This is a genomic window from Litoribrevibacter albus, from assembly GCF_030159995.1.
Lineage (GTDB): Bacteria > Pseudomonadota > Gammaproteobacteria > Pseudomonadales > Litoribrevibacteraceae > Litoribrevibacter > Litoribrevibacter albus.
The window spans coordinates 223220-248933 of record NZ_BSNM01000016.1 but is presented as its reverse complement, the minus strand read 5'-3'; the positions used below and the strand labels follow the sequence as shown (position 1 = coordinate 248933).

General features: G+C 47.2%; 17 protein-coding genes. 8 read left to right on the top strand and 9 right to left on the bottom strand.

Annotated features, from left to right (window positions below; translation table 11 throughout):
* Positions 1-192 precede the first annotated feature (192 nt).
* On the bottom strand, positions 193-948 hold the full coding sequence (locus QQL66_RS15920) for a DeoR/GlpR family transcriptional regulator (protein WP_284382740.1): 756 nt from the start codon (positions 946-948) through the stop codon (positions 193-195).
* A gap of 176 nt (positions 949-1124) precedes the next feature.
* Between QQL66_RS15920 and glpK the strand changes: the two genes are divergently transcribed.
* From glpK to QQL66_RS15895, 5 genes are all read left to right on the top strand, one after another.
* Positions 1125-2618, top strand: coding sequence for a glycerol kinase GlpK (gene glpK, locus QQL66_RS15915; protein WP_284382738.1), 1494 nt, complete (start codon positions 1125-1127; stop codon positions 2616-2618).
* 180 nt (positions 2619-2798) lie between these two features.
* Complete coding sequence (locus tag QQL66_RS15910; RefSeq protein WP_284382737.1) at positions 2799-2969, top strand: hypothetical protein; 171 nt, start codon at positions 2799-2801, stop codon at positions 2967-2969.
* Positions 2970-3138: 169 nt separating this feature from the next.
* On the top strand, positions 3139-3480 hold the full coding sequence (locus QQL66_RS15905; protein ID WP_284382735.1) for a glutaredoxin family protein: 342 nt from the start codon (positions 3139-3141) through the stop codon (positions 3478-3480).
* A gap of 212 nt (positions 3481-3692) precedes the next feature.
* Positions 3693-4817, top strand: a complete 1125-nt coding sequence (locus tag QQL66_RS15900) for a response regulator (RefSeq protein ID WP_284382734.1) — start codon at positions 3693-3695, stop codon at positions 4815-4817.
* Between the two features lie 48 nt (positions 4818-4865).
* Positions 4866-6833 carry a hybrid sensor histidine kinase/response regulator gene (locus QQL66_RS15895; protein ID WP_284382732.1) on the top strand — a complete coding sequence of 656 codons (1968 nt, stop codon included), beginning with the start codon at positions 4866-4868 and terminating at the stop codon, positions 6831-6833.
* 203 nt (positions 6834-7036) lie between these two features.
* Here QQL66_RS15895 and QQL66_RS15890 read toward each other — a convergent pair whose 3' ends face one another.
* The 5 genes from QQL66_RS15890 to QQL66_RS15870 all read right to left on the bottom strand — a co-directional run bounded on the left by QQL66_RS15890 (position 7037) and on the right by QQL66_RS15870 (position 17442).
* Positions 7037-7348, bottom strand: a complete 312-nt coding sequence (locus tag QQL66_RS15890; RefSeq protein WP_284382730.1) for a c-type cytochrome — start codon at positions 7346-7348, stop codon at positions 7037-7039.
* A gap of 571 nt (positions 7349-7919) precedes the next feature.
* Positions 7920-8660: a glutathione peroxidase gene (locus QQL66_RS15885; protein ID WP_284382728.1), complete on the bottom strand. Its 741-nt coding sequence runs from the start codon at positions 8658-8660 to the stop codon at positions 7920-7922.
* Between the two features lie 148 nt (positions 8661-8808).
* On the bottom strand, positions 8809-12993 hold the full coding sequence (locus tag QQL66_RS15880; RefSeq protein WP_284382726.1) for a PAS domain S-box protein: 4185 nt from the start codon (positions 12991-12993) through the stop codon (positions 8809-8811).
* Positions 12994-13141: 148 nt separating this feature from the next.
* Positions 13142-16174, bottom strand: a complete 3033-nt coding sequence (locus QQL66_RS15875) for an efflux RND transporter permease subunit (protein ID WP_284382725.1) — start codon at positions 16172-16174, stop codon at positions 13142-13144.
* 230 nt (positions 16175-16404) lie between these two features.
* The gene (locus QQL66_RS15870; RefSeq protein WP_284382723.1) at positions 16405-17442 is read right to left on the bottom strand and encodes an efflux RND transporter periplasmic adaptor subunit; all 1038 of its coding nucleotides are present in this window, start codon (positions 17440-17442) and stop codon (positions 16405-16407) included.
* Between the two features lie 397 nt (positions 17443-17839).
* Here QQL66_RS15870 and QQL66_RS15865 point away from each other — a divergent pair, with 397 nt between their 5' ends.
* Both QQL66_RS15865 and QQL66_RS15860 read left to right on the top strand, forming a co-directional pair.
* Entirely contained in the window at positions 17840-18484 is a 645-nt protein-coding gene (locus tag QQL66_RS15865; protein ID WP_284382722.1) for a TetR/AcrR family transcriptional regulator, read from the top strand.
* A gap of 52 nt (positions 18485-18536) precedes the next feature.
* Positions 18537-19574: an NAD(P)H-dependent flavin oxidoreductase gene (locus QQL66_RS15860; RefSeq protein ID WP_284382720.1), complete on the top strand. Its 1038-nt coding sequence runs from the start codon at positions 18537-18539 to the stop codon at positions 19572-19574.
* Between the two features lie 120 nt (positions 19575-19694).
* On the opposite strand, the gene QQL66_RS15855 is transcribed toward QQL66_RS15860, so the two are convergent.
* From QQL66_RS15855 to QQL66_RS15845, 3 genes are all read right to left on the bottom strand, one after another.
* A complete protein-coding gene (locus QQL66_RS15855; protein WP_284382718.1) occupies positions 19695-20432 on the bottom strand; it encodes an oxygen-binding di-iron domain-containing protein in 738 nt (245 codons plus the stop codon).
* On the bottom strand, positions 20429-21031 hold the full coding sequence (locus tag QQL66_RS15850) for a hypothetical protein (RefSeq protein WP_284382717.1): 603 nt from the start codon (positions 21029-21031) through the stop codon (positions 20429-20431). Before QQL66_RS15850 ends, QQL66_RS15855 begins: the two co-directional genes overlap by 4 nt.
* Before the next feature lie 377 nt (positions 21032-21408).
* Positions 21409-24357 (bottom strand): DUF748 domain-containing protein, encoded by a 2949-nt coding sequence (locus tag QQL66_RS15845; protein ID WP_284382715.1) that lies wholly within the window; start codon positions 24355-24357, stop codon positions 21409-21411.
* Positions 24358-24598: 241 nt separating this feature from the next.
* On the opposite strand from QQL66_RS15845, the gene QQL66_RS15840 reads away from it, so the two are divergent.
* Complete coding sequence (locus QQL66_RS15840) at positions 24599-25633, top strand: SGNH/GDSL hydrolase family protein (protein WP_284382713.1); 1035 nt, start codon at positions 24599-24601, stop codon at positions 25631-25633.
* Positions 25634-25714: the final 81 nt, after the last annotated feature.

Below are 25714 nucleotides of genomic sequence, written 5' to 3'. Positions count from 1 at the left end.
AGAAGGTTCTTTATGTTCGTATGTGTTGTTTTTTGATGATAATAATCAAATTTATATTCGAAAGCAAACATAAATATTCGTAAGCGAACATTTATGCGACGAATTTGACGAAACCGAAACTTATTCATGAAAGAATCGGGTTATTTGAAATAAAGATCAGATTTAGAAAACGGTGTTGGATCTCTAGGTTGATCAGCAGATGATCAGATTGACCTGATGTTCATCCAATAGTGCTTTGATCTTTGTGGGTGTGGCTTGATCTGTGTAGACCTGGTGCGCATCCGTGATGTTGCCCAGGCGAATAGTGGCGTTGCGGCCAAACTTGGTATGATCGGCGGCTAAAAGCACTTGCCGGGAATTCTTGATGATGGCTTGCGAGACTCGAACTTCGCGGTAGTCGTAATCCAGTAACGAACCGTCTTCATCAATACCACTGATGCCAACGATGCCGAAATCGACCTTGAACTGGTTTATGAAATCTTCGGTGCCTTGACCAACGATGCCGCCGTCTTTACGTACAGTGCCACCGGCTACAAGTACATCAAAATCCTCTTTGGCACTGAGAATATTGGCGACATTAAGGTTGTTGGTAATGATCTGTAGGCCGGTATGATTGAGCAGGGCTTTGGCCACTTCTTCGGTGGTGGTACCAATGTTAATAAACAGCGAGGAGAAGTTCGGGACTTGCTGTGCGATGCGTTGTGCGATACGCGCCTTTTGCTCATGCTGCATCACTCGACGCTGTGAGTAAGCGGCATTGGCAATGCTGGTGTTGGTACCGGCACCACCGTGATGGCGTGACAGCTGTTGATTGTCGGCCAGTTCGTTGAGATCTCTGCGAATGGTTTGGGGGGTAACCTGGCAGCGACTGGCAAGCTCTTCGTTACTGATGTAGCCATGTTCTGCTACCAGTTTCAGGATGAGTTCGTGTCGTGACTGTTTTGCCATTCATAGACCCTTGTAAGACTTCTACTTGTTCGAAATATGCGAGTGGATGCGCGTTTTTTTCGTTATTATGAAGTATTATGTTCGCAAACGAAAATATTAGTTAAGATGCGATGCATCTGAAATTACATACAATAATAAAGAACTACTCTCTTTGCAGAAAGTGAAAAGGAACGCCCATGTCTCAATATATTCTGGCCATCGATCAAGGCACGACCAGTTCTCGTGCCATCGTTTTTGATCATAAAGGCCGTCCGCTGTGGAGTGATCAGCAAGAGTTTAATCAAATCTTTCCTCACGATGGCTGGGTTGAGCACAACCCGGAAGAAATTTGGCAAACCACGTTAAGTGTGTGTCGCGGAGCTCTAAAGAAAGGTCGTTTATCTGCGTCTGATATTGCTGCTATCGGTATTACTAATCAGCGTGAAACAACGGTTGTTTGGGATAAAAAAACCGGCGAGCCAATTTATAACGCGATTGTTTGGCAAGATCGAAGAACAGCGGACTTCTGTGAAACGATTCGCCAGCAGGGGCATGAAGAACGAATTGTTGAGAAAACCGGACTGTTAATCGATCCGTATTTCTCGGCCACCAAGATTCGTTGGATTCTGGATAATGTGGAAGGAGCTCGTGAGAAAGCAGAGGCCGGTGAGTTGCTGTTCGGAACTATTGACTGTTTCTTACTGTGGCGATTGACTGAAGGCGAGTCTCATAAAACCGATGCCACCAACGCCTCTCGTACCATGTTGTTGAACATTCATACCCAAGAGTGGGATTCGGAACTGTTAGAGCTGTTTGATATTCCTGCTCAGCTATTACCGGAAGTGATGGACTGCAGTGCTGACTTTGGCAACACCTCTGCCAACTTGTTTGGCGGTGAGATTGCGGTGACTGGGATGGCTGGCGATCAGCAAGCCGCTTTGTTTGGTCAGGCGTGTTTTGAACCGGGTATGGCGAAAAGTACCTATGGCACCGGGTGCTTCCTGGTGTTGAATACTGGTAACAAAGCCGTTAAGTCAGAAAACCGATTACTGACCACCGTTGGCTACCGTTTGAATGGCGAAGTGACCTACGCGATTGAGGGCAGTATTTTCATTGCTGGCGCTGCGGTTCAGTGGCTTCGTGATGGCCTCCGTTTAATTGAGCATGCTCGTGAAACCGAAGCCTTGGCGGAAAAGGCCAATGCCGAGTCGGCTGCCTATCTGGTTCCGGCGTTTACTGGTTTGGGCGCGCCTTACTGGGACCCAAATGCGCGCGGCGCAATTTTTGGTCTGACTCGGGATACCGGTATTGCTGAAATTGTTGCGGCCGGCTTGCAATCCGTATGTTATCAAACCAAAGATTTGATGAAGGCGATGGAAGCCGATGGTGCAGCCAAACCGACCACGTTGCGTGTCGATGGCGGCATGGTGAAGAACAACTGGTTGGTTCAGTTCTTGTCGGACATTCTCGATGCTCGGGTTGAGCGCCCTGAGATCACGGAAACCACAGCATTAGGTGTTGCTTATTTAGCCGGTATGCAGGTGGGGATTTTTGAATCCTTAGAGCAGATCAGTGAATTGTGGTTCTGTGAGCGTGCATTTGATGTGTCGATGGAAGAAGATCAACGCAGTACTCTTTATCAGGGTTGGTTGGATGCTGTTGAGCGAGTGAAGACGAAACCGGGCGAATAAAAGAGAGCGAATTAGTCGAGAATCGAAACACTTGGTTCCATATTTTATTAGACTTTAAGTTGATTAATATATGAACAAATGATCTTAGCGCTCTCTGAACTATGCCGCGTCATTTCCCTCTAACTTTTTGAAAGTTCATAACAATGATGGACACAACACTTGTAAGGTTAGGGGGAAATTATGAAAACCATTACTTCGGCTCTTTGTACTATCGTGCTTGCTTCATTCGCAACTTTTTCAGTTGCACAAGAAGTGCAACAACCAGGCTTTACCTCTGTGGATCAAGCAACACCAACATGCAAATACGTGAAAAAAGCAGATCGTAAACGTGATTTGGATTGCATGCAGTAGTCTGCACTTATTAGACAGAGATTTTTCATCTCTGCATCAATAAACCACCGGCCATAACACCGGTGGTTTTTTTTAACCAATTGTTACATCTGTTACAAAAAAACTGATGTACAGGTTGGTTAAAAAATGTACAGTTTGCTCATCTTGAAATTCGCAGGGTGAGTAGTAGATGACGCAGTACGTTTTAAATCGATTGATTAAAGTTGTAGCGATGATGAGTGTTCTGTTTTCAGTGCATGGTATGGCGCAAGAGCCTTTACAAGCCAAAACTGTACAGGTCGAAAGCGAAGTCATTCTGTTTTCTGCGGAGTGGTGCGGTTACTGCAAAAAAGCCAAACAGTTTTTGAATGAAAATGACATTAAATTTACTGAACTGGATTTAGATAAATCAGACGACAATATTGATCGTTTTGAAGCCGCTGGTGGCGAAGGTATTCCTTATCTGGTAGTTGGCGAACAGAAACTTGCCGGATTTGATAAGAAAGATTATGTGAAGGTGTTCCGCCTATAACTGGTCGAACCTTCAATAAGCGGGCTAATGCCCGCTTTTTTTATGTCTGACCCTGTACTCCGATACCTATTGAATGGATTAAGACAACTGATGTCGTCATCTTAGGATATATCTCACAAAGAAATAGAAAATTTACGAGAAACAGCAGCTTGAGCTATTGCAGACTTGGCTCATACTTAATATCTATTTGCTGTATTAAATCGAGGTTTCTTGTGACGGTAAAAGTGCTTTCTATTGACGATACCCCTCCTAACCAAGCATTGATCAATAAAGTGCTGTCGCCACACTTTGAGTTGGATCTGGCGATGAACGCAGAAGAAGGTTGGGTGAAGGTGGAAGAGTTTTGTCCGGATGTCATATTACTGGATGTTAATATGCCCGGGCAGAATGGTTATGAATTCTGCCGAGCCCTCAGAGAAGATACCTCCAAAGACAATATCGGTGTCATTTTTGTTTCTGCCTTAACGACTCTGGATGAACGATTGGAAGGGTATGACGCAGGCGGGGATGACTATGTCTGCAAGCCGTTTAACCCTTCAGAACTACGTGCCAAAGTCGGCGCTAACTCACTTGTACGTCAGAAGATAGTAAATGCCAAGGCTCATGCGGATATGGCGCAAGCAGCTGCGTTTACTGCCATGTCCAATTCCAGCGAAATGGGACGTGTCCTGGAGTTCCTGATACAGTCCTTACAAACTTCAGACTATAACGAAGTCGCCCAATGCTTGCTGAATATGCTGAAGGCGTTTCAATTATCGGGGGTGGTTTCATTTCGTAGTGACATCATTGGACACCAGTTTTTTGCGCTTTCCGGGGTGGTCAGCCCGTTGGAAAAGGCGCTGTTTGAGCAGACTACCAATGCAGAACGAATTGTGGCTCATAAGCACCTCTATATGTTCAATTCTGAACACGCCTCAATCTTGATTAAAAATATGCCAAATGATGATGCGGTGCTTGGTCGGCTGCGAGACCATCTGGCCATTGCGGTGACGGTTGTAGAAGAAAAAATTAAAAGCCTGGATACCGATCGTCTGGCTGAGAGACGTAAGCAGAAATTGCTGGAATCCGGTATTGGCTTGATCAATGACAGTGTGACCAAGATTGATCGACGGTTTAGCTCGTTTTCTGACTCAATGAAAGAACGCTTAACCAATATGATGCATGAAGTGGAAGAATGCATGATGGTGATGGGGTTATCTCAGGAGCAAGAAACCACCTTGATTGGAAAGGTCGCGGAGCAGCATCAGAAATTGTATGAGCTCTATGAAGAAACGGACGATATTGAACGAGAGTTGATTGAAGCGTCCACAACGCTTAGAAAAGCTCTGGATGACTAATCTCAATTACTCTTCGATGAGTAATTGATCGACTTTAGGTGCTTTGAAATGGATTCCCAAGGCAGCGTATTCCAAGCCGTTTTGGAAACGATGACTAACCCGCTGATTGTGGTGAATCAGTTGGGTGTTATTGTTATCTCAAACAGTGCAGTAGAAGGACTCTTTGGTTGGTCATCCTCTGAGCTGGAAGGCCAATCAATCAATGGCTTAATATTCTTGGCCTCCGATAAGCAGCCGTCCGATATTGTGGTGTCTTGTTCTAACGAAGGACGTTTTCCTGAGGGCATTGATGACCAAAAAGCGCAGGGCTTACACAAGAATGGACGTATGTATCCCATTCGCGTGGTGTGGGGACGTTGTAGTGTTAATGATCAAACGCTTTTCACATGCTTGGTTCAGGCGCTTCCTTCTGCCTCTCTGTCATTTCAGAATATCTCCTCACTGAACTTTTCTTCTCCTTCTCAAACGCATCAATCCCATGAACCTGACCTCAGACTGAGGCATGAAACCTTATTGGACGGGGTACTGAATTCGCCTGAGGCCGTGATTTTAGTGTTTAACCAAGCGGGTCGTATTTTGGTAGCAAACCATGCGGCGGTGGAGTTATTTGGTGTGCCGGATGCACATACCGTGATGGGCTTGGGGTGGGCCGATCTGTTTGCAGGCGATGGTGCATTTCAGCAAGAACAACAGATTCAGGCCGTATTTTCCAATGAAGGAGCCGAGCGTTTTACGCATGCGTTTAAAGGTCGATTTTTTGATACCCAGTTTTCTCCGATTTATAACGATCACGGCCAGGTGGAGTTTGTTACGTCATTTTCTTTGGATATTACTGAGCTGAAGCGATCCAAGGTTCGGCTTCTAAGAGAAAGCAAACGCGCGGAACTGGCAAATCGTGCGAAGACCGAGTTTTTAGCCAATATGAGCCATGAGTTGCGTACTCCTTTAAATTCCGTGTTAGGTTTCACTCAATTGCTAAGAGAAGATACGTCACTTTCACCGGATCAACTGGAATCGTTGGATTATATCTTCAATGCAGGTCAGCACCTGAAAAGTCTGATCGAAGACATTCTTGATTTAGCCCGGATTGAATCAGGGCATCTAAGACAAGCACCGGTCAAAACGGATCTGGTCTCAGCGATCAAAGAGGTCCTTCAGCTATCGTCTCTTAAAATCTCTGACAAGGAACTGGAACTGGTTACCTCATTCCCGCCAGAAGAAGTGAGGGTGTTTGCAGATCGAACCCGATTAAAGCAGATTTTCTTAAACTTTGTAGATAACGCGATCAAGTACAACCGGGATTATGGTCGTATCGACATTTCCGTCACTCGGTTGGGCTCACGTGAAGTCCGGGTCAGAGTGCTTGATTCGGGGGTAGGTATTCCTATCGATAAGCAGAGTTATCTGTTTAAGCCTTTTAATCGGCTGGGCTATGAAACGTCCAGTATTCCCGGTACTGGCATTGGTTTGGTACTGTCACGGCGCTTGGTGGACGATATGGGGGGGCGGATTGAGTTCGGCAGTCGCGAAAATGAAGGTTGCCGCTTTGATATCATCTTGCCTTTGGCTGATTCGTTGACAGAGAGTGGGACGGATTACTTTAATTACTCCCCCAAAGCGCCCGTTTCTGTCCAGGAAATGCATATTATGTACGTCGAAAATGACGACAGTAATATTGCCCTGATGCAGAGTTTTGCCCGAAGGCATGAAGGGTGGTTGATGAGTATTGCCCGAAGTGGGCGAGAAGCGCTTCAGTTGGCCCAAAAGTCATTACCTGACATCATCCTTATGGATATGAGTCTGCCGGACATGGATGGCCTGGAGTTGTCCATCCTGTTGAATAATAACGATCTGGTACGTCATATTCCTATTATCGTTGTGACCGCAGATGGTCGATATGAGACTCAACAGGCGTGTGAATATGCGGGCATTGAGTTGGTTTACACCAAGCCCATAGACTTTGAGCTTCTGGAAAATGCATTACAGGAGCTGATCTTGGAGGGTGGCGAAAGTTAGAACCTGCCACCTACCGTGATACTGCAATCACTGTGATACTGCAATCACTGTGATACGACCAGTCGATGTGATACGACCAGTCGATGTGAAACTTTCTTTCTGATTACATTTCTTCTCTGGGGTTTCTCCAAGCCGTGTATCAATAACGGTCACGATCCCCGGATTGTTAGAAAACAGCGCTTAGGCCATTTTGAGCACTTCGGTTATTTTAGACTGCTGTAATAGGCGGCGAGATTTTTAATGTCCTGCTCGTTCAGCGGCATCGCCATGCTTTTCATAATCGCCGCTTGAGGGCTGGTTCGTTGGCCGGCTTTATAAGCCAGTAAAGCGGCTTCAATGTATCCGGCATTTTGACCTGCCAGATTTGGATAGGTCGGAATGGAAGCATGACCGTCCGCTCCGTGGCAAGAAGCACACACGGCCGCTTTTGCTTTTCCTGCGTTGATGTCTGCAGCCTGGACTGCGGATGTGGCAGTGGCAAGAGCAAGCGTTGCAAGTATGAGTTTAATATCCATGTATCTCTCCTAATCAAAGCGCATTATTTTTATCTTTGCAGAGAAAAGAGTAGTCGATCCTATGGGATAGGCAAAGGGATGCTTTTAGGTACTGTGGGATGACGTGTTGAGATCATTCGCTCTTAACAAATACCTCTAATAACTTACTTTTAAATGAAGTTTTCAGGTTATACACAAAGTCTGTGGATAACTTTGTGTGTAAGTTATTCGAAACTACCTCAAACGCCCGTATTATCTTGGGTTCGGAAAATAGATGCTAAAATAGACGTATTTTAAAAAGTCTTTAAAATCAAATGGTTATGATATTCGTTGTAACTATCAAAAAAAGCATCAATTTATATTGATAAAGATATTGACAAACGCATTGCTTGTTAATAATGCATAAAATCTGCTCAGTTCAAGCCAGTTGATGTGAGATTTTTGTATGAATTATAGTCAGATATTTGAAGTGTCACTCAAAACTAAGATGCCGGTAACAATATTTCGATGATCGGTACATGTTTGTTCGGATGTTAGAGGTGTTCCAACCTCAGCTTTGGTTCAACATTGTGAGGTTGGAACTGTACAGACGCTATCGGTTGGCGATAAAGGCTTCTAATGCTTCACTGCCACCAATGTATTGGCCACCGATAAATACTTGAGGTGCGGTTTCCTGACCTGTCATCGCCCGGACACTGGTGATGGATGCATCCCGACCCAGTACAATTTCTTCAAATACCAAATCGTTGTCTGCTAACAATTGTTTGGCTCGGGTGCAGTAAGGGCAACCCGGTTTTGAAATGACGGTCACTGATTCGGGTAATCTGGCTTCCGCGTTAATGTAGTTCAGCATGGTGTCTGCATCGGATACTTCAAACGGATCGCCCGGTTTATTTGGTTCAATAAACATTTTTTCGATGACTCCGTCTTTTACCAACATGCTGTAGCGCCAGCTTCGCTGACCGAAGCCTAAGTCCCGCTTATCGACTAACATGCCCATGCCTTTGGTAAAGTCGCCATTACCATCCGGAAGCATGGTGATTTGATCGGCCTCTTGACTGGCTGCCCAGGCATTCATCACAAAGGTATCATTCACCGAGACACAGATAATGTCATCGACACCATTGGCTTTGAAAACAGACTCCAGTTCGTTATATCTCGGTAGGTGTGTTGATGAACAAGTCGGGGTAAAGGCACCTGGCAGTGAGAAGACAATAACGGTTTTACCAGAAAACAAATCCTGGCTATTCAAGTGTTGCCATTCATCACCCGTTCTCACAGCAAAGGTTACGTCCGGAATGGTCTGCCCTTCTTTATTGGTAATAGCGGTCATGGTGTTCTCCAGATACTGTCATTTGTTCGATTGAACATCGATTAAAAATCGGTTGAATCAAGTTGTTGAGTTGCGATGGGTTCAGTATCTGAGAAAAAACTGTATTTATAAAATTAATAATACAAATGGAATCTATAGTTTAAGTCAATTATTGCGCGGTGGTGGGAAGCCACTTATTGAGCACAGTCACTAGTTCCTGGGGTTTGAACGGTTTGCTGACAAAGTCGTCCATTCCGGCTGCCTGGCATTTGTACTTGGCGTCTTGTAAGGCATTGGCGGTGAGAGCACAGATGGGGGTGTGACGATCTGACTCTGCTTCGGCGATCCGAACTTGTCGGGTGCTCTGGTAACCATCCATCACAGGCATTAAGCAATCCATGAACACCAGGTCGTAATTCGTATTGGTAATCTTGTCCAGGGCTTCCTGGCCGTTCTCTGCCAGATCGACGGTAACTCCAAAGTTATTCAAAATTTCCAGGCCGAGCATCTGGTTAATCGGTGTGTCTTCTACCAAGAGTACGTGACCTGAGAAACGGGTAAATTCAAAGGCATTGGTATCCACTGATTTTTTGGCGTTGTTACGGGTGTCTTCGAGACTTGTATTCATGTCTGTGGGGTTTGTATTAGTCCCTTTGGCGTTTGTATTAGTCCCTTTGGCGTTTGTATGAGTGCCTTTGGCGTTTGTATCAGTGTTCTTGTGTTTGATCTCTGTTTTTTCTTCTGTTGCTGAGAGCAAGTGGATTAAGCACTCGTAAAGATGGTCCGGGTCGATGGGTTTCGGTAGGTAGCTGAAGTGAGGATCCATATTGAGGGCCTGAATTTCGCTATTCATATCAACGGATGAGATCAGGATAATCGGGATCGCGGGAAGACTCTCTCTGACTTTTTGAAGTATGTCCAAACCACTCACAATGGGCATGAGGTGGTCGAGAATCAGCACATCAAATTCACTGGCCTGATAGTGCGTAAAAAAGTGTTCCGGGGTTTGCAGTAAGCTGACCTTGAGATTCCAATGTCTTAGTTGATCCCCCAGAACCTGAAGATTCATGGGATTATCGTCGACCACCAGAGCCCGAACTTTGGAAAGCTCTTTGGGTGGATGAGATTGATTCACCGTGACGGCTGGGAGCTGAAGTTTAAATGAGAAACAACTTCCCTGGCCTTCTTCCGATGTCACCTCCATGCTGCCACCCATCAGCGAAATCAACTTGTGTGAAATGGATAACCCCAGGCCGGTACCGCCGTATTTTCGGGTGGTTGAGGCGTCTACTTGCGTGAACTCCTGAAATAACTGACCGACTTTGTCCGCCGGAATACCAATGCCTGTGTCTTGCACTTTGATTGCGATGCTATGGCTATGATTGTTTGTAGGTGTGGTTTCAACCTGCACCAAAACATGGCCTTCGGAGGTGAATTTAATGGCGTTGCTGATTAAGTTCGTCAGGACTTGTTTTATACGAACTTCATCGCCTTTGAATGCACGGGGGCCGGAGACGGGTAGGTTGAGAATAAGTTCCAGCCCTTTCTTTTCTGCCAGGCTGTTGAAGAGCTTGGTGATGTGCTTAATTTCTCTAAAGAGATCAAACTCGATTGCTTCAATGGTGAGCTTACCGGCTTCGATCTTGGAGAAATCGAGAATGTCATTCAGTACCGTCAGTAACATTTCGCCCGAAGATTGAATGGCATCCAGATACTCTTGTTGTTTTGGGGTCAGTTCAGTGAGTTTGAGCAGTTGACTCATGCCAAGTACCCCATTCATGGGGGTTCGGATCTCATGGCTCATGTTGGCCAGGAACTGGCTCTTGGCAATGTTTGCCGCCTGGGCTTGTTCTGCCAATTGACTGGCTCGCAGCGTCTCTTCTTCTAACCGTTTAAGGGTCCGACGATTTTCGGTGATGTCTTTGGCAATGCCGAGGAAGCCGGTGATCTCTCCTTCGGCGTCTTGAATGGCGGTGATACTGAGACTGACGGTAATGTGGTCGCCGTTCTTTTTCACATAGGTCCATTCCCGCTCTTCGTATTTGCCTCGACGGGCCAGAGCGACAAAAGTTTCGAAGCCTTCAATCGGTACTCCTAATTGCTCTGTTAATTCCTGACTCCGTTGAATAACTTCGTCTTCCAGGTGCAATATGGCAGGGCTTCTTTGACCCACAAATTCCTCTGCCTTATAACCGAGCATGTGTTCTGCTCCGGAGTTAAAGACCGTAATAGTGCCTTCCTGATCGGTCGCAATCATGGCGACCAAGGTTGATGCGTCAAGGATACTCTTGGTTAAGGCGAGTGCATCCTGTAGGCGTTTTTCATACTCCCGTTGTTGCGTGACGTCCCGGAGAATGGCGGTGAAAATAACTTCGTTGTCTAGCTGGACTTTGGAAATGGAGACTTCGATGGGGAATTCAGAGCCGTCTTTTTTCTTGGCATTCACTTGGCGGTTGGTCATGTGTAAGCGCGGTTCTTTACCTTCGGCAAACGCTTTCATGAATTTCCAGTGATGAGTGCGACTTGAATTAGGTAACAGTTTATCTAACTGGTGTTCAATTAATTCCCCTGGGTGGTAGCCAAACAATACGTCTGTGGCGGGGTTTACAAACAAAATACGGTTGTTCTGATCGACACCGAGTACACAATCAGGGGCCGAGTTGAAGATGCCCTTGAATAACTTTTCACTTTTTTGCAGCGCCTGTTCAATCTGTTTGCGCTCCGTGATGTCCGTTTCAATGGCCATGAACTGAGTCAGTTGGCCTGTATGATCAAATAACGGCTGGATGTCGAGATGAATCCAGTAGGGCGTTCCGTCTTTGGTGTAATTGATGAGATCGGCTTGAACCCCCGATTGGGCGTTGATTTTTCTTCGTAAAAACTCAATGGTTGCCTGACTGGTTTCTTCGCCTTGCAGGAAATCACCGGGCTTCCTGCCTTTGACTTCATGCAACGAATAGCCAGAGATGCGTTCAAAACCGTCATTGACCCATTCAATATACCCATTCGCATCAGTAATGATGACGCCGTTTGTGGTTCGGCTGGCAATCAGAGCAAGGGTTCGTGATTTTTCTTCTTGAGCCTGGGCATACAGGACGGCTTTTCGCGCACGTTCGGTTTCATTGACCGCTTTCGAGCATTCGGTTCTCAGTTGCTCCATGATTTGATTGAACGCTTTTACTATGACGCTAAGTTCATCTTTGGTGTGGATATGTAAGGACTGGTTAAGGTTTCCTTTCAGGAGTTTTGTGGTGGATTCATCGAGCAGCAATACCGTTTTGATCACAGACTGATAGAAACCATAAATTAAGGCCACGGCGAGCAGCAGAGCTAACAAGGTGATCACTGAAAAAATGGCAATTTTCTGCTGGATGCCAGAGATCCGTTGTTTCAGCTTGGCACTAAGCTGGTTGTTGGTGAGATCCCAGAGTTCATAAGATTTGGCAATGGTTTTCTGCAGATTAGTAATGACCGTTTTGTTGTTCAGTAGCGTGTTTTGATTGTCGCTCTGAATCTGGATGATCAGCATTTGGGTTGCATGATTCAGTTCTTTCAATACCGGGGCGAGAGTTTGTTCCGTGTTCTGATTGGGCGATTTCTTAAAGGCGGTATATAGATTGCGAATCAATCGGAGTTTGATCTCCCTGAGCAGGATGATTTTTTCCTGCAGTTTTTGATAGGCATAAGACGGGGCAGAGATGGTCTGTTGGAGCATGTCCGGTTGGAGATAAAACGCCCGCTCAATCTGGATCAAGGTGTTTTGCAGGTCATGCAAGGTGATCAGAATGGTGTCCATGAGGTAGTAGGTGTCCAGATCCGGGTCAAGGATCAGATTGGAAGAGTCTCCTACTTTCCGGGTCAGGGATTCGAGTTTTCGGTTGAGCTCATAGGTGTAAGAGCGTTGCCAGTCGGTTTGATTATCTGATTCACCCAAATACGCTTTGGCGATGTGCCAGAGTTTCTGGATTTCCTGAAGCTCTTCTTGGGTATCTAATTGATCACCATAGTTATTGTCTAACTCAAGTGCTTCCTGCAGGCGTTGCGATGCAGTTTGAATGAGTGTGTCGAGCGTCTTCGGATCATAGGCCGGATCGGAGCTGTTTCTGAGTATCTTACCTTTATGATTGGATTCGACCAGATAGAGGGCGTGTTTGAAGCCGGACAACCCTTGTAGATATTCTGCCCCCTGAATTTCAAGCTGAGTGAATGTAATGCGTTGATAAAACTCCGATAACAGAAATGAACAGCACACCACGAGAGGAATTAAGAACACCACGATCAAGGCAATGAACTTTTTAATATAGGGCAGTCGGCCCATAAAATGAGTCAGTTGTTTGCCTAGCGTGGATAACATTGATAGCAGGTTCTCGCACAGAGAGGTTAGCTGGAAACGCGGAAAAAGCCTTATCCATTAACCATAGCCTTGTTTAGGCAGAGATCCAGTGCAAGAACCGGTTGCAGCGGCTTATTCTGAGGTCAGATTAGCCACCTTCAATGGTCATCTAATCCCTGGTCAGTAGCTTGTATAACACGGGGACCAATATCAGTGTCAGTAGGGTAGAGACGGCTAATCCACCGATGATGGTCCAACCTAAAGGTGCCCAAAGCACACCGCCTTGAATGGTCAGAGGTAACAGACCGCCGACGGTGGTTAAGGTGGTCAGTACAATGGGCATTAACCGGGTGGCTGAGGATTCTGAAATGGCTTCCTGAATACTGGCTCCCTGAGCGCGCAATTGATTGGCGTAATCCACCAGAATGATGGAGTTATTGACCACAATTCCCATCAGACTGTTCAGGCCAACAAAGGCCACAATCGAGAATGAGTAACCGCTGACATACAAGCCTAGAATGGCTCCCGTAATTGCAAAGGGAATAGCAATAAAAATGATCACGGGCTGTAAGAAGGAGCGGAACTGAAGCACCAGTACGGCAAAGATACCGAGTAAGGACAACACCAGGGCTTTGGCCAATCCTGCAAAGTTCTTGTTACGGTTTTCTTCTTCGCCACCGGCATTCCAGGTCACGTCGGCGGGCCAATCCAGCTGATTCAATTGCTGAATTACATCCTGAGTTACAGCCGCGACGTTATAGCCTTCGGCGACATCGGCGGTGATGTAGGTCATGCGCTGCAAGTTATAGTGCTGTAACTTGGCCTGATTGGACTCCAGCTGAATATCGGCCACCTGACGCAAAGGAATCTGAGCGCCGGAGGCACTGGTCAGCATGATGCGGTCAAATTCTTTGCTGTTGGGGTGATTGTAATGATTGCTCTTGAGAACGATGGCGTAGTCTTCCCCCAGGTTATCCCGGAAAACACCGATGTTGGCGCCATTGAGGGCTGTCCTTACCGCCTGATCCATTTCATAGGCGTTGATGCCCAGCAAGGCGGCTTTGTCCGACTTAATCTGAATCTTGGTGGTAATCATCTCATCGGAGGCAGCGTTCTCAATGTTGATGATGCCCTCCATGCCACGCATGGTAGCTTCCACCTGCTCCGCCATTTGACGAATGCTGCCATGCTTGTCGCTGATCACGCGAATGGCAATGGGCGCTTCATAGGGAGGGCCGGTTTGGAACTGTTCCACTTTGATGTCGGCTTCCGGCCAGTTCACCAGCAGTGCCCGTAACTCTTCGGTAATTGCCGAAGTTTCCTGAATGCTGTTCGCATCCAGTTCCACCATGAGCTGGGCGTAATTAGGCAGCCCTTGTTTGGGAATCTTATTGTAATAGATGCGTGGGTTGCCGTTGCCGACGTTAGTCGCCACATGAGTCACTTTCGGGTGCTTGTTGATGACGTGCTCGACTTTTCGGGTAATGGCATCCGAATGTTCGATGCTCGCATTTACCGGCATTTTGATATCGACCAACACTTGCGGCTTGTCAGCTTTCGGGAACATCGACACGCCGACAGATTTCATAACGCTCAACGAACCAATAAATAACCCAATACATAGCAGCAGTACGAGCCAAGGGTATTTCAGACTGAATCTCAGTGTCGGCTCATAAATACGCTGGTTGAGCCAGTCAAAGCCCCGATTACTGGTTGTGGCTATGGGGCCGATTTTGTGGCTTAGCAGATATTTGCCCATCAACGGCACGATGGTTAAGGCCAACAACAGCGAACAGAGCAGAGTGATGACCACCGTTACCGGCATGGAACGCATAAAAGTGCCGGAACCGCTCTGTAATAATAACAAGGGGAGGAATGCCAATACGGTGGTGACGGTCCCGCTGGTAATGGCCCAGCCCACTTGAGAGGCGCCTTTAAGTGTCGCGTCCAAACGGCTGTATCCCTCTTTCAGGAAGCGCTGAATGTTTTCCACAACGACGATGGCGTTGTCTACCAGAAGTCCCAAGGCGACGATCAGTCCGACAATGGTCATCTGTTGAATACCGAATCCGGCGGTATCCACCCAGCCGATGGCAATGACAATGGAAAGGGGGATCGATACCATGGCCACCACGGCCGGACGAATACCCAGGATCAGGAAGAGCACGCCGCCGACCACCGCAATCCCCTGAAGCAAGCTTGAGAAAAAGCTGTTGGTCTGACGATCCACACTTTCACTCTGATCGAATACCCAGGTTAATTGAACAGTATCGGGAAGGGTGGCTTCAAACGCTGAAACCTGTTGCCGGATCTGGTTCATTACATCGAAGATTTGAGAGCCTTCGCGTTGGACTGCGGAGATAAACACGCTGCGTTTGCCATCGTAGCGGGCAATGTGTCTTGGCGTGGCATCGGCCAGACGAATGGTGGCGATATCTTCGAGATGCAGCACTTGATAGTCACGAGAGTAAATCGGTGTTCGGCCAATTTCTTCGAGGGTTCGGTACAGACCACTGGTGCGGACGGTGAGGCGATCGGTGCCTGAATAAATGAAGCCTGCAGGAATGTTTCGGCTATTGCCTGACAGTACATCCAATACTTGGTTGGAGGAAATGCCAAGCGTGGCCAGCTTGCGAAGATCCAGTGCGATTTCTACCTGCTGTTCCGGATAGGCCCAGGTTTCACTTTCTTTCACATTACGAATTTTTTCGAGCTGATCTTCCAGGTTCTCGGCGTACTGTTTTAACTCCAGATAAGAGGCACTTTCAGAACTCAGTGCCAGCTGAACAATGTTTACATCCGTAGGCGAAATACGCTTGATTTCGAGCTTCTGGATGCCATCCGGTAACTGATCTCGAATCTGATTGACCGCCCGAACCACTTCTTCGTATTTGTCGTCCGGGTCGGCGCCATACAAAAATTGAATGCGTGTGGTCGATACGCTATCGCGAATGGTGGATTTTACATCGTCGATGTCATCCAACTCGTTCAGCGCTTCTTCGATCTTATCGACAATCTGGCTTTCCATGTCGAAGGGATTAGTTCCCGAATAAATTACGGTAATCAGGCTGGAAGGGAAGTTGAATTGTGGGTCTTCCGAGCGTGGCATGGAGTTATATGAAACGATGCCCAGCAGCGTCAGGATCAGCGTGGCGACCCACACGAACTGATGGTTATTGATGGCTAAGGCTGGTAAACGCATGACGTAACCTCGTTAATCCTGAAAGGGGTGAATGTTTATGCAATCTGTTAACAACGATCAAACGTCAGAGACGGTTTAACGCCTGATGGCCGTGCCAGCGGATAGGGGGAAAAAAAGGGCCTCACAACGCGAGGCCCGAAACCGGCATCCGCATGAAATGCCGTTGGCTCTAAACCTGAACAGGGCTTTTGGTTAATTAATGAATACGTTGTTAACCAAGGTTGATTGACTTAAAACTCTGCCGTTACTTGCGATACTTCTCGCGGTGCATTTAATTGAGACGGGAAGTTATAAGGCGACCCCGTGACAATTGGCCAGGCGGTGTTGAGTCCGTTGGAAATAAGCACCGAATCGGTGGATAACGAATGCACGTTGACGGTCATCATCTCGATACTGCGACTCACCGGATTCATTTGGGCAACGGTGGCCTGCTTGCCATTAGCTGTGAGCAAAGATGACGTCGGTACTCGATACAGCACCGGTTGGTCTTGTGGGTGGACATTGATATGTGCGTAGAGGCCTGACAGCAGGCGGAACGGCTCTTCATTGATGCTGATTTCTACTTCGAATAATCCGGTATTCGGGTTCGCTTGGGCAGCAATTTCAGTGACTTCACCTTCTAAACGTTGACCCGGGTAGGCATCCAGCTCGATGGTGGTGGTATCGCCCAAATTAACATATACCGCTTCACGGTCGATCAAACCTGCTTTGACCACCCAGCCCTTGCTGTTCGGTGAGAAGGTGATGACCGGTTGACCAGCCGAAATCAACTCATCCATTTCAATGTGCTTGGTAATAACTACGCCACTGGCGGGAGCGATGATCTGGGAGTGCTTGAGATTGAATTCAGCAATGTTCAGCGCGGCTTTGGCTTTATCCTTTCGGATCAAGGCATTATCTAATTTCTCTTTAGGCGCCAGGCGCTGTGCAACCAGGGTTTCCAGACGGGTGACATCCAGCGAGGCTTGTTTGAAATCGGCTTGCGCCTGGCGTTGTTGTGCCTGGATTTCGGAGAGATCCAATTGAGCCAGTAGCTGGCCTTTTCGAACCTGCTGGCCGTCATCTACGGTTATCTTTTGGACAATACCGGAGGTTTTGAATGAGAGGCGGGATTGCGCTTTATTGGCAACAAGGCCGGAAGAATAGAAAGAAACGGCATCTTCAACGGTTTCAATATCCACCGTGTTAATGGGTGGATTTGCATGACTGGTCAGAGGCAGCATCGCTGACGTGAACGCAACGGATAATAGCAGGATGAACGGTTTCATAGAGCTTCCCTCCACATTTGCAGCAGCTGTCGGCTGGCAAATGCATTGTTTGGTCAGTGTCGTTTAATCAGTACGACGTGTATTCATACATGTCATGATCAGTTGATGATCGACAACAAATCCGCCAAATAACCCTCTGTACACTTACAATGTAAAGATAGTATTATGTTGACAATGACAACATGGTAATCGTCTAAAGTATGCAGTGTCAACATAAATGTGTGCATTGACAACATGGCACTAAAAATAAATAACATTAAGAATAAAGAACGTGTCGTTGATCAGCTAAGTAACAGAAAACCCTGTTCTTCTGACTCAGAGGGAATCGCGAGCCAGTGAAGTTCAAATCATTCTGCTTCAATGTGGTATGATGCGCGCGGCAAAATTTGGAGTCATCATGGAAAAAACCAACACTTACCATCACGGTAATCTTCGGCAGACGCTGATTGAGATTGCTTGCAGTGATATCCGGGAAAAGGGCGTCGACGGATTAAGCCTTCGTGCGATCGCTAAAAAGGCTGGGGTTTCGGCCAATGCACCGTATCGACACTTTTCAGATAAGCGCGCTTTGTTGATTGCCATTGCCATTGTTGGTTTTGAAGAGCTGAAAGCTCGTTTGAATGAAGTGGAGCAAGCCGATCTCGACATACTCCAAGAATTCAGTATGAAAGGCATGGCGTATGTAAAGTTTGCGGGTGATTGCCCGGAAAAATACAAGCTGATGTTTGGCCCCGCAATCACCGATCGAATGGAAGATGAGCACCTCTCCATCGCGGCGGGTGAGTCTTATGAAATGCTACTGACCAGCATTCAGCGAGGCATCGATGCCGGTATCTTCAAAAATCGCCCGGTTCAAACGCTGGCAGATCCAATTTGGTCGATGATGCACGGCATCTCCAGTTTGTTGATTGATGGCTTTTTTGAAGAAGAGTTTCAGATGTTCCGTGAAGACAAAGTACCCTGTCCGATGAAACATATGTGCTCGTTTGAAGAAATCATGAAACACAACCTGGAACTTGTTTTACATGGGTTGTTGGCTTGAGTTAGGGCTGAAAAGACTGGCCAAGCGGTTTAACTATGACGAAAGGTAATGTATGAAAACTCGAATCACTGAATTATTAGGCATTGAACATCCGGTTGTGTTGCCAGGCATGAGTTGGATTTCTGTGCCGGAATTGGTAGCCGCCGTTTCCAATGCCGGAGGCCTGGGTATTTTAGCATCGGGACCTTTAAGTCGTCAGGAAACACGAGACGCCATTCGTCGTATTCGAGAACTCACAGATAAGCCCTTCGGTATTGGTGTGACCTTGATGATGCCGGGTGCCGAAGAAAACGCCAAAATTGCCTTGGAAGAAGAAGTACCCGTGATCAACTTCTCACTGGGTAAAGGTGATTGGCTGGTGGAAGGTGCTAAGAAATACGGCGGTAAAGTGATTGCCACCGTAGTGACCGAAAAGCATGCGTTGGCGGCACAGAAATCAGGTGTTGATGCACTGATGGTGACCGGTCATGAAGCCGCTGCTCACGGTGGTTCGGTGACGTCTTTATGTTTAGTGCCAGCCATTGCTGACTTGGTCGATATTCCGGTCATTGCTGTTGGCGGGTTTGGTGACGGACGCGGCTTGCTTGCTGCCCTGGCCTTGGGGGCTGAAGGTGTGGCGATGGGATCTCGTTTTGCGACCAGTTTAGAAAGCCCGTTACATAACCGAGTGAAAGATACGGTGGTGACTAAACGTGTGGAAGACACCATTTACTCGAAGAATTTTGATGGTTTATATGCGCGCGTGATGAAAACTCCGATGGCTGAAAAAGCCACTAAACGTCCGATGAATTTCATCATGGCGGCGCTGAAATCCTTTAAAGCTGCGAAAATGGTCGATATGCCATTATGGAAGCTGATGCTAGGGATGTTGGCTCAATTCGATAAGATTCGTATGTTGTCGTTATTTGGCGCGGCCACCGAGAAATTGGAAGCGGCGACCATTGATGGTGATCTTGAGAAGGGCGTGCAGTTTATTGGCCAGTCTCAGGGTGTGATTAATGATGTCGAGTCGGTACAAGTGTTGATGGATCGAATCATTAATGATGCCAAGAATTTATCCATTGAGCTGACCAAAACAGTAGTGGATTAGCTTTCTGTTTTTGTGGATTAATTTGTTGTCTTTGATGCCAAGCATGTCATAAAAAAGCCAGCCTGTTGAACAGTAAACAGGCTGGCTTTTTATTGAATTGGCTGCGCGGATTACGCAGGATCAGGAATTGTTACTGGCGATTCCGACTTCAAGCCCTTCAAACCAGTCCAGGAATTCTTTGACCTGTTCGCCTTTAAAGATGCGTCCGTGTTGTGGACACATGTATTGAATGTCCAGGCGACGAACCCGATTGATCCAACTTTGTTTGGCGGTATTGGACGGCATCCAGCGTTGGTGGAAGTAACGCATTTTTTCGGTATGACGCTCAAAGTCCTCGACGAATAATGGGAAGTCGCCATCCTCTAATGCTGCCCCAACGTCACCGCTAAAGAGAATCTTGGCCACCGGATCATAGACATGGAAGTTACCGGACGAATGTAAATAATGCGCCGGAATCAATTGCAGTTCCAACGAACCTAACTTCAAGGTGCCACCTTCGTCTTTGATCGGCATATATTCGATGTTTTCCATGCCGAAGTGTCGGATAAAGCCTTCCCATAGCCAAGGGCTGTAGAGCTTGGCATGAGGCAATACCTGATCCCACAGGCCCAAAGAGGAGATAATGTCAGGGTCTTGGTGAGAGGCGAACAACGCCGTTACTTGCTCAGGTTTTACGTGTTTTAAGACATTCGCAAACATGGAAGAGAATAACTCAATGCCGCCGGGATCGAGAATCAGGGCTTGTCCGTCGGAGACAATCATATACTGGTTAGTGTCGATGATTTTCTCTGGCTTGTTGGGATCCCTTCCGAACAGAATCCATTCATGATTTCCTTGGTAGATTTTCCGGCTTTTCATAAGTCATCTCTGGTTAAAATACGTCGTGATTCGGTGGCACGTTCTTTAATCTGGTTGGTCAGGCGCTGAATGTTATCGGCCATTTCCCGTAAGTTTTGCTCAAACTCTCCGGTGCGGTTGGACTCTAAACGAGAGGTGACAACAATGACACTGGCTGCTCGCATCAGGGTCTGAATTTCTTCCAACTGGGCATCCAGTTTGTTGAGTTCCCGTTTCAGGTTGTCTGAGATACTGTGCATTCTCTGCATCGCTTGCTGAATTACTCGTTTGAGCGTTTGCTTGTGCTCATCTTCAAACAAGTCCTCCCGGGCACTCTTCAAGCGATCCAGTAGCAAACGAGCTTTCCATTCTTTTACTGAGTCTGTGGCGACACGCATGGAGATATCGTTAATGGTATGCACCAGCTGGATGGTGTTCTCTGCCAGTTCAGCAAAATAGCTGGTGATTACCGTTAACCCGGCCGCCTGGCTGCCGGCACGAAATACCACAAAACGGGCATTCTTTGCGGCTAGAGACAACTCTCTAGCAATGGATTCGGCTTTGTCTAGCTCGGCCGCGACAGAGGCGGTTTTTATAGAGAGGCTGGCACTGTTACTCATGAGGTTTTGTCTGTCCTTAGATATGCCAATACTCATCGACTAAGCCATTGGTACGATATTAGGTAGGGCAGCGGCTCAGTGATTAATGGTTTGTATCAGGTTAAGTTGTTCAGTGTAGAACATATATCGACCGGTATAAGGCAGAACTTTATGATCTCTGGCAAGAGATCGACGCTTTGTGTCTCACTGGGGTGTCCCAAGCCGTGATCTAGGGTGATTGGCTGAACCGAAAATAGTTGGCGGAAATGGGGACAGTCTCAAAGGCTTGGTTTGAATGGGTTCGTTCTGAAAGAATCGGCCTGAAACACAGTTTTGTTAGGCGCCGGTACAATCGACGCATGTGTGAGAATGCTGTCAATTGTACCAACGGGTTTGAGCTATTTGATTTCGAGCTTAATGCCAACGGCGTTTGGTGGCGAGCTGTCCGAAGGTTGATTCAATGCCGACGCTTTCATGAAAATGCGTTTTTCTGTTAATCCTGCATCGATCAGCAACTTGCGGGTTTTCAAGGCCCGTTCTTGGGCCAGCGAAGCTAAGAGCTCTGGTGCCAGAGTCTGTTGCTTGATAACCACTTGCTCCAAATCGTAGACCTGTTTCAGTCCTGTTGGCTGTGGTTGCCCGCTCTGTTGTGCCAGCAACGCCAGATATTTCGGATTCTGTGGATCAATGGTGATGCCTTGGCTGTCCACATAACGGCGCCAGCTTTGCGACTTAAGCGTCGTAACGTCAGCAATATCGGTTTGCCCCATAACGCTGAGCTTCAATGCCTGACGTTGTTTCAGCGCGGTCACCAGCTGGGTAATTTTCTGTTGGGAGTCCGCCGTAAGCTCGGAGGTTCCTGTCTGGAATTCCAGAGCACTCAAATCTGCATCGCTTCCGGCCAGATTGGCAATGAGCTGGAATGGTGACGTAATCGCTTTGGTGATGATATTAACCAAGGCGCTGACCACCACCTGACCGTATTTGAAGTCGGGGTCATTGAGGTTGCCCTGGATCGGTAAGTTAATGTCAATTTCACCGCTGTTGGTTTGTAACAGGCTGACCGCTAATGGCAAGGGCAGCCCTAATCCAGCCTCACTTTCAACGTAGTCTCCCAGTTGTAACTGATCGATAAAGAGTTGGTTATCTGCAACTAACTCACTTTGATTCAGCTTGTATTTGAGATCGGTGGAGAACTTGCCTTGGACCAGCGGATAGTTAAGAAAGTGACGGCTGTATGGGGAGAAGGTTGATAGCGCGATGTCGGTCATCGAAACATCAACGTTGGTGTAGGCTTGCTCGCTCAGTGGGTTAATCTGGCCTTTTACCATAAACGGCGCATAGCCATTAATCTGACCGGCCAGATTGATGTCGGCTCGGCTGAGATTCTTACTCGACAGTTGATCGATCACACCATTGAGCTGCTCGATATTGAAGTAGACGGGCTCGTCCAGACCTCGGTCGCTGAATTGCAGTTTGTTGTTCTTGATCGAGACTTTCCCGATGTTCACCAGCCAGTCTTCGTCTGCGGTTTTCGGCGCGGTAGTGTCTGAATCTGTTTTATTTGATTCCGTATCAGAGGCTTTGCTGTCTGGCGTATCGCCGGTTTCAGACGCCTCTGTTGTTTTCATCAGTTGACTGAAATTGGTGGTGGTGCCTGATTCGTTTCGTTTCAGTACGCTGATGGGGTAAAGCATCTCGTCGAGGAGGATTTCACCAATAGACAATGACTTCTGGGATTGACTGAAATTTATGTCTTCAAAATAAATGCCTTGGCCTGCAAGGACAGCCTGAGATTGGGCTTGGTTGGTGAGCTGAAGATCCCGGAACTGGGTTGAACCCTCAAAGTTCAGTTGCTCTCGTTTGAAGCTGGCTTTGCCGTTGATGTCGAATAAAAGACTATTAATGGAGAGTGACGTTATAGGCGTCAAATAAGGCTGAATCATGGCTACCGGGAAGTCTTTCAAATCCAGCTGTACATCGACGGCTTTCTCTGGAATGACGAACGCCCCTTCCAGTTTCAGGTGGCTTTGGTAATCCGGTTTTGAAGGACGATGGCTGCTCAGTGACAAACTAAAATTCGCTGGCGCTTCAGTCAACGTCAGGTTTTGAATATGCCCTGCAATTTGATCAAGGGTCAGTTGCGCCGACGGTGAGGTGGTGTGATCTTCAAAGGTGACGGCGGCTTGCTCCAGAAGAATGTCGGTCACCGACACCTGCCAGTCTTGCGCGTTGTCCGTTTCCTCTTTCACCTTGGTTTTGACTTTCTCTTGAACCGGACGTTGAGCAAAGAGTTTTGCTAACTTGATCTGTCCATCGCTAAGACGTTCTGCCGACACGGTCAGGCCCGATGTTTTGGTCTGATCGATCTGAACTTGCTTCTCCTGAAGATCAAAGAACAGCCCCTGAACCTGTTGTGAGGCGAGCTTGAGCACCGCGTCGGTTTCCCCTTTTCCGGCAATCGAGAGGTCCGACAGCTTGACCCAACCATTGTTTAAGACCAGATCAACTTGCTCTTTGGTGAGTAACTGATAATCAAAGCCGACGGCAAGATAGCCATCCAGAGGCTCGTAAAACACGTCGTCCTGAATGTATTCCCAGAGTGTGCGAACGGCTAATTGGTTTAACTCTAAGGTACCTTCACTAAAGAACGGATGCAGACCGATCCGGCCTTGCCACTTAAATTCAGCGGTACGTTGATCTTGTGGTAAGGCAATGGACAGTTGGTAATTGCCTTCGTCATTAGGCAGTGTGGATAGGTGATTCAGTGCCAGATCCATCGGGCCGATGTGCTTGCGGAATGGCGTAGCTCGGGAGAAATCCTCAAAATCGACCACCGCTTTATTGATGCTCAAGGATTCAATCAGCACGGGAAACGGTTGCGTTTCGTTCGCTTCATTTGCGGGTTGATCCTCGTTTGATTCCGCTGCCGAGGCGGCAATCCAGGCATCCCAGATGAAGTGTTGCTGAGCGTTTTTGGTGATTCGGCTGTACGGGTCTGTGATGTTTAACTCCGATAACACCAATGCCTGATGAATAACCGAACTTAATTGAAGGTTTACTGAGACTTGGCCGAGTCCGGCAAGTTTAATGGCTTGTTGTTCCTTCAATTCGTCAATTTGAATGCCTTCAATGGTCAAGCGTAACAAGAAGGGGTTGAATCGCACGTCTTTCACTGACGCCTGAAGCTCGGGAAACGGTGCCATCCATTGAGGCAGTTTTGTTTTGAGCACATAGGGCATAATCAGCCCTGCAGACACCAGGTACAGAACATATAGCGTGATCAAGGTGGTGACGATTGGGTGCTGCTTAACCTTTGAAAAAAGACGCGCTCGTAGCTGTTTCATTGCATTACCTGTCCATGTATCCATCTAGTGGCAAGTCTATCCCTAAAGAATGACCTTTGCACGGTTCCTTTGTTCCCAATGTTTGTGCCTATTTTTTGTGTCCTGTCTGTCTTTTGATCAGTCATAAGTGTCGCTCTCGGAACAATTGCTGTCACCTCCAAACATTCGGGTCTCGAATAGCATCTAGACTGCCTGTTGGGCTGATAACAAAAATAAATATAAAGCACATAGAGGTTATACGATGAGTACTACACATTCTCATAAGGCTGTAACAGTTAAAAAAGCACTAATACATAAGGCACTATCACATAAAGTACTAACAAGTAACGCGCTAGCACGTACGGCGATGGCAGTGTTGGTGACGTCATTGGCTGTATTTTCTCAATTTTCTCAGGCAGAAACGCCGTCAAAAGCTGCTGTGGTTGGTGACAGTATTACCATGGGGTTTGCAGCAGACTGTACAGGCAATGTCTGGTTCTGGGATCTGTTCTGTTTATTGGGTGGCGATCAGCCAGAGCACAGTTGGTTTGATGGTTCGTCCAGTAATGTTCAAAGTTTTGATGATAAGTGGGACTCGATCAGTTCGGGGGTAAATTCCACCAAAGCGGCAGCGAAGTCCGGCTCTGAAATGCGTGGTGGGGACAATAACTTTGCTTATCAGGCGCAGCAAATTGTCGCAATGACCACCAAACCGGATCATGTGTCCGTGGAACTGGGCGGGAACGATATCTGTAATCGTGGCTGTGTTGATCCAAATAACTGCGACGATCCGTTGTACACCGATGCTGAGTGGCGTGAAGCGGTTCGTAATGGTCTGAATGTATTGGTGGACGGCTTACCGGCTGGTTCATCTGTGCATTTGGGCAGTGTGCCTCGGGTTCAGGATTTGCGTGCGGCCGGTCTGGAGAAGCAGAGCAGTTCAGGCTCTATAAACTGTGAGAGTCTGTGGTCTTCTTTCAGTGTGTGTGAAGTCGCTACCGCTGGTGGAACCTTTAATGGCGAGAGTCATGCAACCCGTTATGCCGGTGTGTCTGTAGCACAGCAACGTTATAACGAGATTCTTCGTGAAGAAGCGGAGGCTTACAATGCCAACAATGCAGGCCAAAACCCTCGCGGTATTGAGGTAGTGGCAGATTATGTGGATGAGAACACCTTATCTGCGGGTACCCGCTCGTTTGGTGCATCTGAAATCGACGGTGGTGATTGCTTCCATCCAAGCATTAAAGGTCAAAATCTGGTGTCTGACATCTTGTGGATGAGTAACCCAAGTAAGTAATTGTCAAAACCTGAAATGATAAAGAATCAGCCCGGTCAGAAGCCATTCTCCTGAGTGGCTTCTGTTCTTTATTTGTTTTCA